Raw genomic sequence first — 15,299 nt, forward strand, 5'->3', positions numbered from 1 at the left:
GAATGCTTCACAGTTATCATGAAGCTAAATTTCTTTATTTCTTCCAGCTCTTAAGCCGTTCGTAGAAAAAACCAGCCGTATTCTTACCGAGCAGCATGACGCTCTCCAAAGACCACGCACATAATCTTGCTGTTATGATTGAAATCCACCATTGATCGTACCATGCAGCCGTCCCCAACGTGATTCCTGCCCCACCTGTCATTCCTTGCATAATAGCATCACCAAACAAGAAACCAACCGTGATAATGATTAGCTGTTCTTCAATGGTATGTACCGCGAGAAGAACGCAAGCCACCGATACGATAACGGGATCCCATCGCGATGACACCCAGATAAAGATCGGATCCAAGATGACGAAATGCCCGAACAACGCATATACGACGCCAATTAATAAGGTAACCGTTATGACATAGATTTTACGATACCATGGTTCCAGCTTATCCAAGCAATATACTGCTGTTACAAGTAGAACCACCACCCCCATATTCAAGGTCAAGGTAGAGTGAATAGGTATCGTAAATAACGCAGCAATGGGAAAAAGAATCATAAACAACAAACAAGATCGATAGGACAAAGATGAAATAAATACTTCTCTCCAACCACTGCTAAGTAATATCAGAACAATTAAATACACCAATAACGCGATTGTACCAGCGTTCAATAGGATCACCTCAACTGCTCCTATTATCTGTCAATCGAGTCTATTTTAACCGAGGATCCTGCCTTTGGGCGTAAGCCCTAATATCGATTCCTCGTGCGTAACACCAATGCGCCGTTTCCCCGCCAATGATCATCGGTACATGCCACAAATCGGAGATTCTTGATGCGCCGAGCCCGGTCATGATGAGCGATAGCTGATCATTGAGATTGGTAATCTGCTGAATTACTGCATCTATTCCTTCTTGGTTCAATGTCTTTAAGAACGTTCCTGCAAGTCCTGCAGCTCCGGCTCCAATCGACAGCGCTCTGCATAGATCAAGTGCATTGTTAATGCCTCCGGAAGCGATAATCCGGTTCGGTAGAATAGCCTGTCCTATTTCCAACAAAGCGCAACTTGTCGGAATTCCCCAGTCATTCAGCCATCCTATCGACTCCTCACGCCGAGCGTTCTCGATCGCAGCGAAATTCGTTCCGCCAAATCCCCCGATATCGATCACGGATACCCCCGCATCTCGAAGCTTCTTGCCCGCTTCAACGGTCATTCCGAATCCGACTTCCTTCACGATGACAGGAACATCGATGGCGCGCACAATTTGAGCAATGCGTTCAAGGACACCTCGAAAATCCCGATCCCCTTCCGGCATAATGAGCTCTTGCATCGGATTGATATGAATTTGCAAGGCATTCGCACAAAGCATATCGACAGCCATTCTCGCTTGCTCAACGGTTGCCTCACTTCCCAAATTGGCGAATACCAGACCACTCGGGTTCATCTCTCGAACAATCGTATAACTAGACCGTACTTCCGGATGCTTAATCGCAGACATTTGCGAACCGACCGCCATTGCAATACCTGTCTCTCTCGCCGCTATTGCTAGATCACGGTTAATTGCCTCTGTCTCACGTGCTCCTCCAGTCATCGCATTAATAACAATCGGCGAACTCAATTTGAGCTCGCCGATGTACGATTCGAGTGACACGGAAGAGAGAGACTGCTCAGGCAGACATTGATGCACAAACCGGATATCCGAAAGTCCGTGTTTTCCGCTCTGACCCGTTTGCAGCGCATGCTGCAAATGCTCAACTTTGCGCGAAACACGCATCTCTCCATTCCCCCCGTATGAATTGTTCTAGTTTTTGAATTTGCTTAGTTTGTCGCCGAATTTCTCTGCAAGAGAGAAGCTCATGCCTTCGTTGCTAAGCGATACGTTAGGGTTGTTCAATTTAATCTCTTCTCTAGGCGCTCTAGCCGAAGATCTTGGTTGTTTCTCAGCTTTAGGAGCTTCTGCAGGAGCTTCTTCTGTTTCTTTGATGCTGAGGCTTACACGTTTCTCAGCAACGTTCAGATCCAAGATTTTCACTTGAACGCTTTGTCCTTCTTTCAATACTTCATGAGGAGTACCAATATGACGGTGAGCGATTTGAGAAATGTGTACAAGGCCTTCAACGCCTGCAGCGATTTCTACGAATGCACCGAAGTTCACAAGACGTTTAACTGTTCCTGTTACGATATCGCTGATATTGAATTGTCCAGCTGCTGTATCCCAAGGACCTGGTTGAGCAGCTTTGATGCTAAGGCTAATTTTGCCGTTCGCAGGATCTACTTTCAATACTTTAACGCGTACGCTTTGACCTTCTTGAACCACATCAGCAGGCTTCTCAACATGCGTCCAAGCAAGCTCTGACACGTGAACCAAACCGTCTACGCCACCGATATCAACGAATGCGCCGAATTGCGTCAAGCGTTGTACTGTACCATCAATTTCTTGGCCCTCTTGAATGTTTGCAATGATGTTTGATTTGTTCGCTTCGAACTCTTGATCCAATACGTCTTTTTGAGACAAGATCACTTTGTTGTTCTCCCGATCCAATTCTTTAACTTTCACACGAAGCGTCTTACCTTTGTAATCGCTGAAATCTTCAACGAAATGACGCTCAACCATCGATGCTGGAATGAATCCGCGTGTGCCTACATCAGCAACAAGGCCACCTTTAACGACATCTGCTACAACAACTTCGAAGACTTCTCCGCTGTCAAGTTTTGCTTGCAATTGCTCCCATGCGTTCTCACTATCGATTTGACGCTTGGATAATACCATTTTTTCGTTTTGATCATCAATTGTCACAACTCTACACTCCACTTCTTGGCCAATTTGTACCGCATCCGCTGCATTGTCAACTTGTACAGAAGACAACTCACGAATCGGGATAATACCATCATATTTATATCCAAAGCTAACAATGGCTTGGTTATCCTCAATCTTAACGATTGTTCCTTTCACCGTGTCCCCTTTTTTGATGGATACGATGTTGTCGAGATCTGCTTGATTCTCAACTGCTTCAACTTGCACATTTTCTTCCGACATTCGTTATACCTCCTCAGTTCAAAGCCCCATTTATTTAAACCTGCCACAGTGGGCAGCGTTCAAAACCATTAAAATGTAGTATCTTTCCAAATTAAAAAATCATGCATGAAATCATCGATATTGATGCTTTAATTGATCAATTCGATTCATGATCTCATCTGTAAGTGTATCCACTGCAGTCTTCGGATCTTCCTGGAAAGGAGTAACGTCAATTGGCTTGCCGTATACCACCTTCACTTTACCGAATAACCGATAGCTCCCGATAATAGCTACAGGTACGACAGCGGCGCCGCTTCGAAGTGCAAAGCTTGCAGCCCCTTTCTTCCCTTCACCTTCAGAATGCCGGGAACCCTCTGGGAATATCCCCATTACTTTGCCATCGCGTAGGATATTGAGCGAGATCTTGATCGACTCTTTACTCACCCCACCACGTTTAACTGGGAACGCACCTAGCTCATGAATTAATTTCCCGAGTAACGGAATCTTGAACAATTCCTGTTTGGCCATGAAATGCACTTTGCGCTCCAAACATATCCCCACCGTTGGCGGATCGAATAGACTCACATGATTCGAGCAGAGCAATACGCCACCTTCAGACGGCACATGTTCTATGCCAATCGCTTCGAGACGGAATAATAATCGATATAATCCGCGTAAAAGGCCTCTACAAAAATTATACAACATAATTTACTTCGCTCCATCCGTTTTGGTTATGCAATAGTCAATAATCTGATCCACAACTTCATCAATGTTCATAGAGGTTGTGTCCAATGAAATCGCATCTTCAGCACAGACGAGCGGTGAAATTTCGCGTTGTTCATCTTGGCGATCACGTGCAGCAATATCATGCATGAGCTGCTCCAGCGTAATCTGTTGACTATCTTTAATCTCTTGATAGCGCCTCTGAGCTCTCTCCTCAACACTTGCTGTGAGGAAAATTTTCAGTTCAGCTTGTGGCAACACATGTGTACCTATATCGCGGCCATCCATCACAACGCCTTTGCTCGCAGCCATCTGGCGCTGCATGTCGACGAGGACGGATCGAAGCGGACCAATCTTCGCATAACTGGATGCATGCTGACTAATCTCGTTCGTACGAATATAGCTTGTTACATCTTCACCATTCACGATAACCTGTTGTGTCAGTTCACCGGGAATTAATTCAATATGTAGCTCTTTCATGGCACAAAGAACACGATCGGTATCACTTGCTGAAATGTCGTGGCCCATCATAAACCATGTTACAGCTCTGTACATCGCTCCTGTGTCAACATACACATAAGAAAGCTTCTTCGCGACCTGACGAGCTACCGTACTTTTCCCTGCTCCTGCAGGGCCATCAATTGCAATGTTGATCTTGTCTAGTGTACCTTGCTGCGCATTCAACAACAGGTTGCTCCTCCTCAAAACGTTCCTCAAGTCGAAACGACTTCATTCATCCTTAAATTTCAAGAAAAAAGCAGGCGTTGCCTGCGACGTGAAAATTATACCACACAAAGAAGAGAGATGCAAAAAATAATCCGCTATGGAAGCGATTTGTTCGGTATTTTTTGGCTTGAAATCGGAACTCCTTCCAAACGATCGACACCTGAGATAAACCCGCGTACCATAGGGATTCGAAGCAGAATTTGACACACGATGAGCAAGCAGCAGCATATCCACAGCCATCTTTTCAAATGCTTCTCAATACGGTTCGCAAATTGAATAAATAATTGCACATATTGTTCCGCTTGCTGATCTTTATTCCTACGCATCTGATTCACCCTCCAACACGAATTGGAGGCTATTGTTTCCAAATTATGTATGAATTATGCCTGTTATTTTTTACGATAATCAAATTGTTTCTCAAAACAAAAACGAATGATCTTCTGCTGTTCCGTCTCGCTGACTTCACTAAACTTCATCATCACGAGCTGCTTGTCATGCGTCAGTGGCTTGACACGTACGGCCTCAGCAGTGAACTGTGCGTGTTCAACCGCACCGTTACGATAAGGAATCAATAACCAACAAGATATTTGCTGACCCGGCTTCACATTCCATTTCGCGTCACAGCGAAACGATATACCGCCCCCGCTCACATCTTCCGTAATTGCGATGAACTGCACTTGATCCATTAATTTCACGGCAAGCTCTAATTCAGCTGTTACGCGCAAGAAATTACGACGTTGAATCTTCGAAATGGATTCGAGTTCCGGCTTCTTAATGGCAACCATTCGGACAACATCCTGACGTGTCCCACACACATAAGTATTGAAGTAGTTCTTAACGCCGCCTTCCGTAAGAAAATATACAGAGAGCTCATCGCCTAGATGAAGCGGCTTATATCGCCCCGTTCGCTCATCTAACGGAATTTCAATGAATAGATTAGTCTCATCCATTTCTACAATGCGGGACTTATATTCGTGGTTCGCTTCCTGTTCATCTGTTGAAGCCACTTGAATATAAACCAGATCACTTACTCGAGGTAACAACCGAATCACCTGCCATATCTAAATTTCTTCTCGTCTAACCATCGATCAATGAATACAAAAATCTAGCCATATTATAACATATTGCGTCAATAGCAAAAGCCCTTCGACAGGATTGTCGAAAGGCTCTGTTGGATCTTATTATTAAGCAGGATTTTTCTGTTTCATCCCTTTTAGCTCTTCAATGTTCTCTTCCATGCCCGTATTCGCATTGAGATAGATCCGGTAGGTGGCGCTGTTGATATCGCCGACAAACTCATAGCAGAGGGTCGGCTTTCCTAGCTCATTCTCAATCATCACCAAGCGGTTGAATCTCTCCTTGAGATCCGGGTTCAAATATTTCCGCGCTTGTTCGACGCTTAGCTTCGGCTTCGTATTTTTCTTATCAAATACATGCTTTTTGTATTCGTAGTCACTCGCTTGAATCCCTGTCACTTCGCCATTGTCCAGCGCAATACGTACCGTAATACGTTCTGGATAGAATATAATCCCTTGCTGCTTGTGCGCAAAGATCGTGCTGCCAATATTATCGTATTCGTCATAGCTTACCGGCACCATTTCCGGATAATTATGCTCATTCAAAAATTTCTGCGCGGCTTCCATCGCTTGATCCTTCGAAATCTTCTTCGCGCCAATGTCTCGTGTATCCATATAACTGATCAAATGTCCGCCACGCTTCGTATAATCCAAATGAACGACCGTTTGCGTATCTTTGCGTTTCCCTGTAACCGAGTAAGAGGCGTATTCTGTCTTTGCCCCGTTCTCAACCACTTTGACATCCGTAATCTTATGATCGCCGAGGAACGTGGATGCCTTCTTCTTAATCTCTTCCTTCGTCGCATTCTGGCCTGACAGCATCGTAACGGAACGTTTGCTATACACGCTCGCTACGGCTGGTCCCCAGTTAATCTCAGGATAGTTGCCGACCTTTTTGTCAACGGTTTTAAATCCATCGATGATGGAATTATCCATCTTCTGAGTCTTGCTCGCCATGACTTGTTCCACATCCAGCCAGCGCAGATTGTTCTTCAGTGCCGTTGCCTGCACCTTTTGAAGATCGTTCGAAATCTGCTCCGAATTGCTATAGAGTGTCTTGAGCATTTTCATTTCATCCTTCGACAAAGGCTCCTTGGTCATATCACGCATCGAAGCCTTGTACGAGAAGTTCGAAATATGGGACAGAAAATCTTCCGTTTTACTAAAAGGCAGCAGTGTCAATGGAAGTTGATTGATCTCGCTCTGCGCCTCGCTTGTAATTCTCCATACATTAGCCAAACTCTTACGATGCATCCCTTGAGAAGCTGAATTTACTGCGAGCGCATTACCTAATTCGCTATGTAATTTCTCAACATGATACGAGAGATCATGGAACGCTCTCTGATACTGGCTTTCCGCCTTTAAAATGACCGCATTTTTCTGCTTGTACTGTTGATATCCCCAGTAAGCAGTCGCAATCAAAATTAGGGCGACAATCGGAAATAACACTGCACTCATTCGCTTATACATTGTACAAACGGCTCCTTTCTCATCACAAACTGACGTTAGTGTGATTCAAAAAAGGAAGCTTTATGCATTTCCCGATCGATCGCCCTAATAACGGTCTTCTTCGATTTCAAAATCTTGGGTATTATTACAAAGACATTGTTTGAATCCTGTTTCAATACGGCCGCGTTCTTTCTTCCCTCGGAGGACAAATTTCTCTCCGCAGTTCCTGCACCGAATTCTAACTTTGACCCGCATCCGATCACCTCATTATGAAGTATAACCGGATTTTAATCGTTTAATCTTGTATTTCTTCACGTTTTAATAGACGAAAAGGCGAACGAGAGTTCGCGCTCCTCACATTCATCATTCCGCGATACCATAAATACACCATAAGAGGAACGATGTACCAAATCCAATACGTTTTGACGGTGAGTAAGACGTAGTCATACACACCATGCCAGAAGAGCGGGATAACCACCGCATAGAGTAAATACCGTCTCTTGCGTTTTCCTTCTGAGAATTTCGCTTTACCGAAATAATACCCCATCATGACACCAAAAAGTGCATGTCCAGAAACAGGCAGCAACGCGCGAACGAGCAAGGTACCAAACGAAGGATGGCTATACCATGCATACAGTAAATTCTCTATGGTTGCAAATCCGAGCGAGACCGCGACAGTATAGAGGATACCATCATAAGGTTCATCGAATTCCGTATGATTATAGACAATATGATAGATCACGAACCATTTGACAGCTTCCTCAACTCCGGCAGAAATACCGAAGGAGAATAAGTAAGGATTATTTCCTAACCACAGCTGTATCCCATGTTGGATCACCATAATCGGCAGTACAATGAGAAATCCGAGTAAAAATATTTTGACCACCATGGAGATCGGTTCACTGTCATATCGATCTTTGAGATAAAAATATACAAGCAACGCGATACCCGGCGCGATTGCTGCCGTTAGAATTGAGAACAAAGGCACCGAATATGACCTCCTAAAAGTTTTGCGAAGCAAAACTGACTTCGTAAGCATCAGCTTAGTTTTACAGAGTAAAACTTTGACTTCGTAAGCATCAGCTTAGTTTTGCGAAGCTAAACTGACTTCGTAAGATTATTGCAGCGGTGTGAAATGAGCGCAAATCGTACCAATCGCATTGGAAGGCATAATGACTTTGGCATATTCATCAAGTACCGCTGGGGTCACAGAAGTCGCCTCTCCATATTCCGCGAGAAGAGCAATAAGCGCGTTATAAGCACTTTGTTCTAAATCCTTGGGCTCTAGATGTAGAATATAACGATCTTTGTAATAATATAACTTTCCTTCCTCCTCGACATGCGACGCTATCAAATGGGCCAGATCGATGAGGTGCTCGAAGTCGGCGAATGCATACATAATGGTATCGCTTTGCTCCATGGTTACTTCCATCTCATAGACTTCCTCTTCTAACTCATCTTCTAAATTCACACCTAGTGAAGGGACATCATATTTTCCACGGGTCACGATGACCACCATTCCTTGTGCAGGCAGTGCAAACACTTCAACAGCCAACGGTCCTGTTGGATCAAATCCAAGCTCTGTATAGGCTTGATCCATCATTTCGCTGAATAATTCATGAACTTTGGGGATTTCTCTCCACATATCTTCTTTTTGGATTCCGCGCTCTGACAAGTCATCGAACGTAAGGAAAATCCGTATCTTATTTGTACTTAGACGTTCTATTTTCATGACAGGATCCTCCTTAAACAATCAAGCTGATAATATAGAAATCATTAAATGTATCTTCCATTATACCATTGAAAGCATCGGTTATAACAGCTTATGAAATTACATATAATGTGTGCTCACAAACGCCCTCAAATATCATGGTAACACTAAATTTCCTCGTTTGCACTAGTAAGTTCGAACCGAGGATAAAATAAAAACGCACAAAAAAAGAATCATATCACACATTTCTCATGTGCAACATGATTCTTTTTCAACCTATATGATTTTACGCTACTCACGAATAAACTGTTCTTATAAATCCGAAGATACGCTTATCGCCTGACTAAGGCTGATAAGCGTATCTTCTTGGTGCATCTTATAAGGAGGTGTTATTTTCTTTCAGAATGGCGTCCACTTCACGTTTGACAGAAGCTGATTTATTAATCAGATCCTTCAGCTGAGTATGGCTGCTTGGGCTTGCTCCTGACGACTGATCTGAACCGAATTCGGTATCAGACATGGTTGAGGATGCGAAGCTGGAAGTGGCTGATGAAGAAGGTGTAGACGATGCAGAGCTACTTGGGGCTTGGCTTGAGGATGACATTGTTGAAGTTGCTGAGGAAGCTGTCGCATCCCCGAACGCTGGGCTTAGCGTCACTTCAATTACTTTATCCTTCGCTTTACTCATCCAGTCATTCACGGATTGACCCATATCACCTGCTTTGGCCATCATCATCTGCTTGTTGTTGCTAATATATACGGCTGCAGCCGCACCAAGCACACCGCCAATCATAAAAGCTGTCATTTTCACGACGAAAACCTCCTCTTTATGATAAGATCATTACATATTGTGACCCTTCAGTTAAAACTCATCCCGTTTAAAATAAGGAAATGGAGCTAACAAACATGAAGCCTACAACCTCAAAATGGTTCATTCTGCTCACCCTCGTCATCAGCCTCACGGCTTGCGGCCAAAAAAGTGTTGAACAAGACAAAATTCCGGTGCAGCCAATTGCCAGTACTGAAACTCAAGCACCTGCGAACGATACCCAAACCCCATCATCAGAGAAGCCTACTGACGAGCCTGCAAGCACAGAAGCCCCAATCGCCAAGTCTTACGTCATGAACAAAGTCTATAACATTGTTCCTGCACAGGAAGGGATTGAGAAGAAGGTGGTTCTGCTGACCTTCGATGATGGTCCAAAAGATGAGAAAATGATCAATAGTCTGATTGATACTTTGGACAAACATCAAGCCAAAGCTATATTTTTTGTCAATGGATATCGTGTCAAAGCACATCCTGAGCTGTTAAAGCTAATCCACGACCGGGAACAAATCATCGGCAATCATAGCTGGGATCACATCAATCTGAAGAAGGAATCCGAGGCCAATATCAAAAAACAAATTGAAGATGTACAGAAAATTGTAAAAGATACGATCGGAGAAGCACCGAAGTTCTTCCGCCCCCCATTCGGTATTGGTAACGACACGGTACGCAAAATTGTCAAGGACAACGGGATGTTGTTCATGACATGGTCGAATGGATCCCTCGATTGGGATTCGAAGAACAAAAACAAACCTGATGCGGTAATTAAAAATGTATTGGAGCAGCTCCATCCTGGCAGCAACATTCTGATGCACGAATTGCCTTGGACCGTTGAAGCCTTGGATGAATTACTGACCAAACTAGAAGACAAAGGGTACACGTTCGTCAACCCGCTAGCCATTGATTTCGAGAAGGTCATGTAATAAAAAAAGCAATCCAGAACCTCTAATTAAGGTGTTTTGGATTGCTTTTCTTCTTGGTGGAGCGTAATGATATGAACCTCTGCAGGACAAAATAAACGTAGTGGAAGATGGGATGTACCAAACCCTCTGCTAATGAATACCTGGATAAGCTTGTCGCTTCCCTTACGAATAATTCTGTCTAGTGTATATAATCCACACGAATATTGACGGTATATCCCATGTGTTACAAGTGGGCCGATCCCGGGCAAACGAAATTGTCCTCCATGCGTATGACCCGCCAGTATCAGATGAATCGGTTCGTCATGCAATTGCTGAATGATGCCGGGATCATGAACGAGCATGATCGTAAAGGCTGGCTGTAATCTCGGCTCAGCAAAAGCTAGCCTCAAATTCGCCCGATCCGTGAGCAGATCATCTAAACCGACGAGCCACACACCTTGATCTTCTTTTTCCAGCCATATCGCCTCATTATCAAGCACTTGAACGCCGCTCTCCCGAAGCACAATATCCAATTGTCTGTAATCGGCATTGTAATCATGATTGCCATGCACTGCATAAATAGGTGCGATCTTCCGTAGTAACTGCATATTATGCCTCACTCGTTCAAGCGGCACCCCACGCTCGGTCAAATCGCCTCCGATCAGCACCAGTTCAATCTGTGGATGCTTCACAATCAAAGCTTCTACCAATTCCTCCGAGATTTTACGTCGATGAATATCGCTGATGAACATGAACGTCGTATCGGTCCAATGTTCCGGTAGTTCAGACAGCGCAATATGTTCCTGTTGAATCACCGTATGTGTTGCTTCATAACTCATTCGAATCAGAACGAACACGATCAATAAGATGAATATCGCAATGATTACCCAGAACACAATAACTTCTTCCCCTCGCTCTTGATTATGCCATCATCTTGCGTCCCCAATATAGTAAACCAATTAACAATAGAATAAAAAGTACGATAAGCGAGTGATAGAAGAGCCGCGTTAATCTCCCTCGATACGAGGGATGAAGTTCCCGTCGCGATCCAACTTCTGCGGATTGTTCCGAATCTAACGGACGCTCTGTTTTTGTTTTTTTCCGCCCACCATTATCTTTGCGCGCACTACGACGCCCGTACTTTTCAATTCGACTTAACTGCTTGCTCATGAATCATGAATCCCTCCGGTAACGAATGATCAGTCCTAATACGAAATCGACGATGAAATGTGTGATGATAGGTGCCCATAAGGTCCCTGCTTGGATGTAAATGTACCCCATTCCGTAACTGATCGCGAACACGAGCCCTGTCGGAATCCAATGTCTCAAGTAACGTACATGTATCACAGCGAATAGAATACTCGTCCAATAAGGACCTAAGGTATGCTGAATCGCACCACGAAATAACAATTCTTCACAGATCGATACGACCGCCGCAATGATGAAAATATGCCAGAGCGGCCGCTTCTTGAAGAGCATGTCATTAATCCCGCCATCATTCATGGCCTCCTCCGGGACAAATCGCCCCGCCAGAAGATCTGCAGCCAAGACAAGAACAGAGAGACCGACTCCCCAATAAAGAAATTCGATGCCCTCTGGCCATGATAATAGAGATAACGGATTTCTTCTCTGAAAAATGAGCCATATAATACCGATAATAAGAGTAAGAGCTTGCGTGATATACAAATTAATCAATAATAAGCGGTCATTGAGATCATTCACCGTCACTTGTCTGAGCTTGAAGCGTTTAAAGTTGATTTTTTTCATCATTGTCCTGCCTGTTCTAAGTATTGTATTCTAATTAAACTCAAAGTAATCGAAGGAGCGCTTCACATGGAAAAAAGACCCTCTAGAATTTATCTCTTTTTCAGTCTCGGATTCATCTTCATGCTCATTTGTGCGGTTGGATCCTTCTTTTATGGCTTGAAAGTTGGGACCGATCGGACGGAAGCCACATTTGACGCGAAGACGGCTGCCACCAAGCAAATAAAGCGAGTCGGAACGTATCCGCAGCAAGATCTAGTATCATTCTATCACACAGTTCTACTGCCGTATCGAGAATTTCAGAATACGTGGTTCGAGGATATGGACCAATTAAATGCAGGCGATCCAACAACGGATAATGCCTCGATCGTTCGCGCACTTGGCAAACTTGCCGACGAACAATATAAACAAGCGAATCAAAGCGCGATCAATGGCACTTCTCCATTACTTCAAGATGCCCAGACCAACTATCTCAAATCATTAAAATTATTCAGTACGGGTACATCAAAATACATTAGCAAGGCGAACTCCATACCCGGGTCACTTGTAGTAGAGCAACTCGCGAAGGACGAATATATCAAAAGCGCTATGAATTACACCTTACGAGCCCAAGAACAAATGTATTTTGCCATATTAAAATGGAGTTCTACCATGAATTCGGAAATTCCTAAGCAAGTCGTATTCCAGCCGAAAGTCTCGATTACAGAGTGGAAGAGTTATCCGATTGCGGTCAAGAATCTTCTCATCACCAATATACTGCTAGAGAAGAATATGTATCAACCTTACTACCCACAAGATATTACGACGAAAATCGATCAAATGATTCAAAATGGACAAAGTGGCGAGTTGAACGTCCAATACATTCATCAATTCGTCGATTTACTACTTCGTACCGATGCGATAAAAGCCAATGAGTTTAAGAAAAATAAAAACCGGTACTATAAAGATGAACTACTGCCACAACTCCCATTCTTCTACGAATAAGTGGGAAACACAGTATTAGCATCATAACAAACCTAGGAATCACTATTCAAGTTCGCTTCGAATCAAGGCTTCACGTGACATATCATTACCAATATCGAAGATTGTGTGACAAACATCACAGTTCAGCAAGTTCCTATTGACACTATTCAGTTCCGATGATACATTATTGGAAATAAATTGTGAAAAGCATTGATGGAACGAACGCTAGGGCAGCCTACAGAGAGCCGATGGTTGGTGGAAATCGGCGGTATGCAACAGTCAGTTCAGCAGTCCTGAGTTATTGCATTGAATCGAAGTAGGTGCAGTCGGCAGAATCCGTTATCGTTCATGGTCTTTGGACCGATTGAGGTTGCTAGATGGTTTAGCAGCGAATTAGGGTGGCACCACGAATTGAACTCTCGTCCCTTACTACGGTAGTAGTATGCGGATTGAGAGTTTTTATTTTTTTTAACCAATAAAGGGAGGTTTACACAATGTACAAAGTATTAGTATCGGATCCGATCAGTGACATGGGTATTCAGCAATTGGTTGACGCCGCCGACATTTCGGTAGAGAAGAAAACGGGACTCAGTGAAGATGAGCTCGTCGCGATTATTGGGGAATATGACGCCCTACTTGTTCGCAGCCAAACTCGGGTCACTGCTCGCATTATGGAAGCAGGCAAAAATTTAAAAGTGGTTGGTCGCGCAGGCGTCGGCGTCGATAATATCGACCTCGAAGCAGCAACCAAACAAGGAATTATCGTCATCAATGCACCAGACGGCAACACGATTACAACTTGTGAACACACTTTCGCGATGATGATGGCTTTGTCCCGCCACATTCCGCAAGCTTACATGAAGACTGTTCAAGGCGAATGGGACCGTAAGTCCTTCCTCGGCGTTGAGCTTCGTAACAAGACACTCGGCGTCCTTGGAATGGGTCGCATCGGTAGTGAAGTTGCCAAACGCGCTAAAGCCTTCGGGATGGAGATCCTCGCTTACGATCCGTTCCTCACGGAAGAGCGTGCAGAGAAATTACAAGTGACTCTTGCAACAGTGGACGACATCATCCGTAATGCAGACTTCATGACGGTGCATACACCATTGACACCAGAGACACGCCATATGATCTCGGGACCTCAATTTGAGGTTATGAAAAAAGGAATGCGTATCATCAACTGTGCTCGTGGCGGCGTAGTTGACGAACTCGCACTCGTTGAAGCGATCGATCAAGGAATTGTCGCTGGTGCCGCATTCGACGTATTCGAGGAAGAACCTCCTCGTGCTGATCATCCATTCTTGAAGCATCCGAAAATCGTTGTCACACCGCATTTGGGTGCATCGACAATCGAAGCGCAAGAGAACGTGGCCATCGATGTATCGGAGCAAGTACTCCATATTCTACGCAATGAGCCGTACAAGAACGCCGTAAACATGCCGCAAGTTCCTGCGAACGTGCTCAATAAGTTGCAGCCTTACTTCAAACTTGGTGAACAGCTGGGCGTATTCGTTGCTCAAATGATCCATGGTCCAGTACAAGAAATTCACGTGAAATACTCCGGCGATTTGGCAGATTTCGATACACAACCGATCACACGTCATATTATTAAAGGTGTACTATCTTTCCATCTTGGTTCGGATGTGAATATCATCAACTCCATGCATCTTGCCAAGGTCCGTGATGTAAACGTCGTGGTGCAGAAGTCTGCAGCAACGAAAGGTTTTACGAACCTGCTTCAAGTTACGTTGAAGTCTTCTACGGAAGAACGTCTCGTTGCCGGAACGTTACTGAACGGTTATGGTGAGCGCATTGTTCAAATTGATCGCTTTACTGTAGACGTTGCTCCAGAAGGAACGCTCATCCTGATTTCTCACACCGATAAACCGGGTATGATCGGCAGCGTTGGTACAACCTTAGGAAATAACGATGTCAACATCGCAACCATGCAAGTAGGTCGTTCTGAGGCTGGCGGTAATGCAATTATGGCGCTGTCTGTTGATCGCAGATTACCAAAAGACGTGATCGGACAATTGCTTCAAATTGACGGCATTCTGAAAGCCAAAGAAATTACACTCTAATGAAATAGGTTCTTAATACAATGCCCTCCACGCACCACTCCCTGGTGTCGGAGGGCATTTCTTATTATCGCGA

General features: G+C 44.2%; 17 protein-coding genes and 1 other annotated feature. Of the genes, 3 read left to right on the top strand and 14 right to left on the bottom strand.

Annotated elements, in window-relative coordinates:
* Nucleotides 1-34: 34 nt before the first annotated feature.
* From AC3WU2_RS11580 to AC3WU2_RS11630, 11 genes are all read right to left on the bottom strand, one after another.
* Nucleotides 35-670, bottom strand: a complete 636-nt coding sequence (locus AC3WU2_RS11580; protein WP_492454222.1) for a YphA family membrane protein — start codon at nt 668-670, stop codon at nt 35-37.
* Nucleotides 671-701: 31 nt separating this feature from the next.
* The gene (gene fni / locus AC3WU2_RS11585; RefSeq protein WP_492454224.1) at nt 702-1,763 is read right to left on the bottom strand and encodes a type 2 isopentenyl-diphosphate Delta-isomerase; all 1,062 of its coding nucleotides are present in this window, start codon (nt 1,761-1,763) and stop codon (nt 702-704) included.
* A 27-nt stretch (nt 1,764-1,790) separates the two neighbouring features.
* Nucleotides 1,791-3,026 (bottom strand): 30S ribosomal protein S1, encoded by a 1,236-nt coding sequence (rpsA, locus tag AC3WU2_RS11590; RefSeq protein WP_492454226.1) that lies wholly within the window; start codon nt 3,024-3,026, stop codon nt 1,791-1,793.
* A 111-nt stretch (nt 3,027-3,137) separates the two neighbouring features.
* Complete coding sequence (locus tag AC3WU2_RS11595) at nt 3,138-3,710, bottom strand: lysophospholipid acyltransferase family protein (protein ID WP_018755292.1); 573 nt, start codon at nt 3,708-3,710, stop codon at nt 3,138-3,140.
* 3 nt (nt 3,711-3,713) lie between these two features.
* Complete coding sequence (gene cmk / locus AC3WU2_RS11600; protein ID WP_492454229.1) at nt 3,714-4,415, bottom strand: (d)CMP kinase; 702 nt, start codon at nt 4,413-4,415, stop codon at nt 3,714-3,716.
* Nucleotides 4,416-4,549: 134 nt separating this feature from the next.
* Nucleotides 4,550-4,780, bottom strand: coding sequence for a hypothetical protein (locus tag AC3WU2_RS11605; RefSeq protein ID WP_018755290.1), 231 nt, complete (start codon nt 4,778-4,780; stop codon nt 4,550-4,552).
* Between the two features lie 63 nt (nt 4,781-4,843).
* Nucleotides 4,844-5,497 (bottom strand): flagellar brake protein, encoded by a 654-nt coding sequence (locus AC3WU2_RS11610; RefSeq protein ID WP_018755289.1) that lies wholly within the window; start codon nt 5,495-5,497, stop codon nt 4,844-4,846.
* A 141-nt stretch (nt 5,498-5,638) separates the two neighbouring features.
* Entirely contained in the window at nt 5,639-7,000 is a 1,362-nt protein-coding gene (ypeB, locus tag AC3WU2_RS11615) for a germination protein YpeB (RefSeq protein WP_492454232.1), read from the bottom strand.
* Between the two features lie 274 nt (nt 7,001-7,274).
* Nucleotides 7,275-7,967, bottom strand: a complete 693-nt coding sequence (gene prsW, locus AC3WU2_RS11620) for a glutamic-type intramembrane protease PrsW (protein WP_018755287.1) — start codon at nt 7,965-7,967, stop codon at nt 7,275-7,277.
* A gap of 129 nt (nt 7,968-8,096) precedes the next feature.
* Nucleotides 8,097-8,711: a genetic competence negative regulator gene (locus AC3WU2_RS11625; RefSeq protein ID WP_492454234.1), complete on the bottom strand. Its 615-nt coding sequence runs from the start codon at nt 8,709-8,711 to the stop codon at nt 8,097-8,099.
* Between the two features lie 355 nt (nt 8,712-9,066).
* Complete coding sequence (locus tag AC3WU2_RS11630; RefSeq protein WP_492454236.1) at nt 9,067-9,501, bottom strand: hypothetical protein; 435 nt, start codon at nt 9,499-9,501, stop codon at nt 9,067-9,069.
* A 95-nt stretch (nt 9,502-9,596) separates the two neighbouring features.
* Here AC3WU2_RS11630 and AC3WU2_RS11635 point away from each other — a divergent pair, with 95 nt between their 5' ends.
* Nucleotides 9,597-10,439 (top strand): polysaccharide deacetylase family protein, encoded by an 843-nt coding sequence (locus tag AC3WU2_RS11635; RefSeq protein ID WP_492454238.1) that lies wholly within the window; start codon nt 9,597-9,599, stop codon nt 10,437-10,439.
* A gap of 26 nt (nt 10,440-10,465) precedes the next feature.
* Here AC3WU2_RS11635 and AC3WU2_RS11640 read toward each other — a convergent pair whose 3' ends face one another.
* The 3 genes from AC3WU2_RS11640 to AC3WU2_RS11650 are packed head-to-tail and all read right to left on the bottom strand — an operon-like array spanning nt 10,466 to nt 12,185.
* Nucleotides 10,466-11,314 (bottom strand): metallophosphoesterase, encoded by an 849-nt coding sequence (locus AC3WU2_RS11640; protein WP_492454240.1) that lies wholly within the window; start codon nt 11,312-11,314, stop codon nt 10,466-10,468.
* A gap of 25 nt (nt 11,315-11,339) precedes the next feature.
* Nucleotides 11,340-11,588, bottom strand: coding sequence for a hypothetical protein (locus tag AC3WU2_RS11645; RefSeq protein WP_492454242.1), 249 nt, complete (start codon nt 11,586-11,588; stop codon nt 11,340-11,342).
* Between the two features lie 3 nt (nt 11,589-11,591).
* Entirely contained in the window at nt 11,592-12,185 is a 594-nt protein-coding gene (locus AC3WU2_RS11650) for a CPBP family intramembrane glutamic endopeptidase (RefSeq protein WP_018755281.1), read from the bottom strand.
* A gap of 66 nt (nt 12,186-12,251) precedes the next feature.
* Between AC3WU2_RS11650 and AC3WU2_RS11655 the strand changes: the two genes are divergently transcribed.
* Both AC3WU2_RS11655 and serA read left to right on the top strand, forming a co-directional pair.
* Nucleotides 12,252-13,166 carry a hypothetical protein gene (locus AC3WU2_RS11655; RefSeq protein WP_018755280.1) on the top strand — a complete coding sequence of 305 codons (915 nt, stop codon included), beginning with the start codon at nt 12,252-12,254 and terminating at the stop codon, nt 13,164-13,166.
* A gap of 180 nt (nt 13,167-13,346) precedes the next feature.
* Nucleotides 13,347-13,575, top strand: a binding site (T-box leader).
* A gap of 64 nt (nt 13,576-13,639) precedes the next feature.
* Nucleotides 13,640-15,226 (top strand): phosphoglycerate dehydrogenase, encoded by a 1,587-nt coding sequence (gene serA, locus AC3WU2_RS11660; RefSeq protein ID WP_314585360.1) that lies wholly within the window; start codon nt 13,640-13,642, stop codon nt 15,224-15,226.
* Nucleotides 15,227-15,299 lie beyond the last annotated feature (73 nt).

It is taken from the genome of Paenibacillus sp. EB106-05-06-XG162, from assembly GCF_058791655.1.

Bases quoted from the DNA above. Each gene is read 5' to 3' on its own strand.
- AC3WU2_RS11595 (WP_018755292.1), bottom strand. From the start codon at position 3,710: ATGTTGTATAATTTTTGTAGAGGCCTTTTACGCGGATTATATCGATTA.
- ypeB (WP_492454232.1), bottom strand. From the start codon at position 7,000: ATGTATAAGCGAATGAGTGCAGTGTTATTTCCGATTGTCGCCCTAATT.
- serA (WP_314585360.1), top strand. From the start codon at position 13,640: ATGTACAAAGTATTAGTATCGGATCCGATCAGTGACATGGGTATTCAG.
- AC3WU2_RS11635 (WP_492454238.1), top strand. From the start codon at position 9,597: ATGAAGCCTACAACCTCAAAATGGTTCATTCTGCTCACCCTCGTCATC.
- AC3WU2_RS11655 (WP_018755280.1), top strand. From the start codon at position 12,252: ATGGAAAAAAGACCCTCTAGAATTTATCTCTTTTTCAGTCTCGGATTC.
- fni (WP_492454224.1), bottom strand. From the start codon at position 1,763: ATGCGTGTTTCGCGCAAAGTTGAGCATTTGCAGCATGCGCTGCAAACG.
- AC3WU2_RS11625 (WP_492454234.1), bottom strand. From the start codon at position 8,711: ATGAAAATAGAACGTCTAAGTACAAATAAGATACGGATTTTCCTTACG.
- rpsA (WP_492454226.1), bottom strand. From the start codon at position 3,026: ATGTCGGAAGAAAATGTGCAAGTTGAAGCAGTTGAGAATCAAGCAGAT.
- AC3WU2_RS11605 (WP_018755290.1), bottom strand. From the start codon at position 4,780: ATGCGTAGGAATAAAGATCAGCAAGCGGAACAATATGTGCAATTATTT.
- AC3WU2_RS11645 (WP_492454242.1), bottom strand. From the start codon at position 11,588: ATGAGCAAGCAGTTAAGTCGAATTGAAAAGTACGGGCGTCGTAGTGCG.
- AC3WU2_RS11650 (WP_018755281.1), bottom strand. From the start codon at position 12,185: ATGAAAAAAATCAACTTTAAACGCTTCAAGCTCAGACAAGTGACGGTG.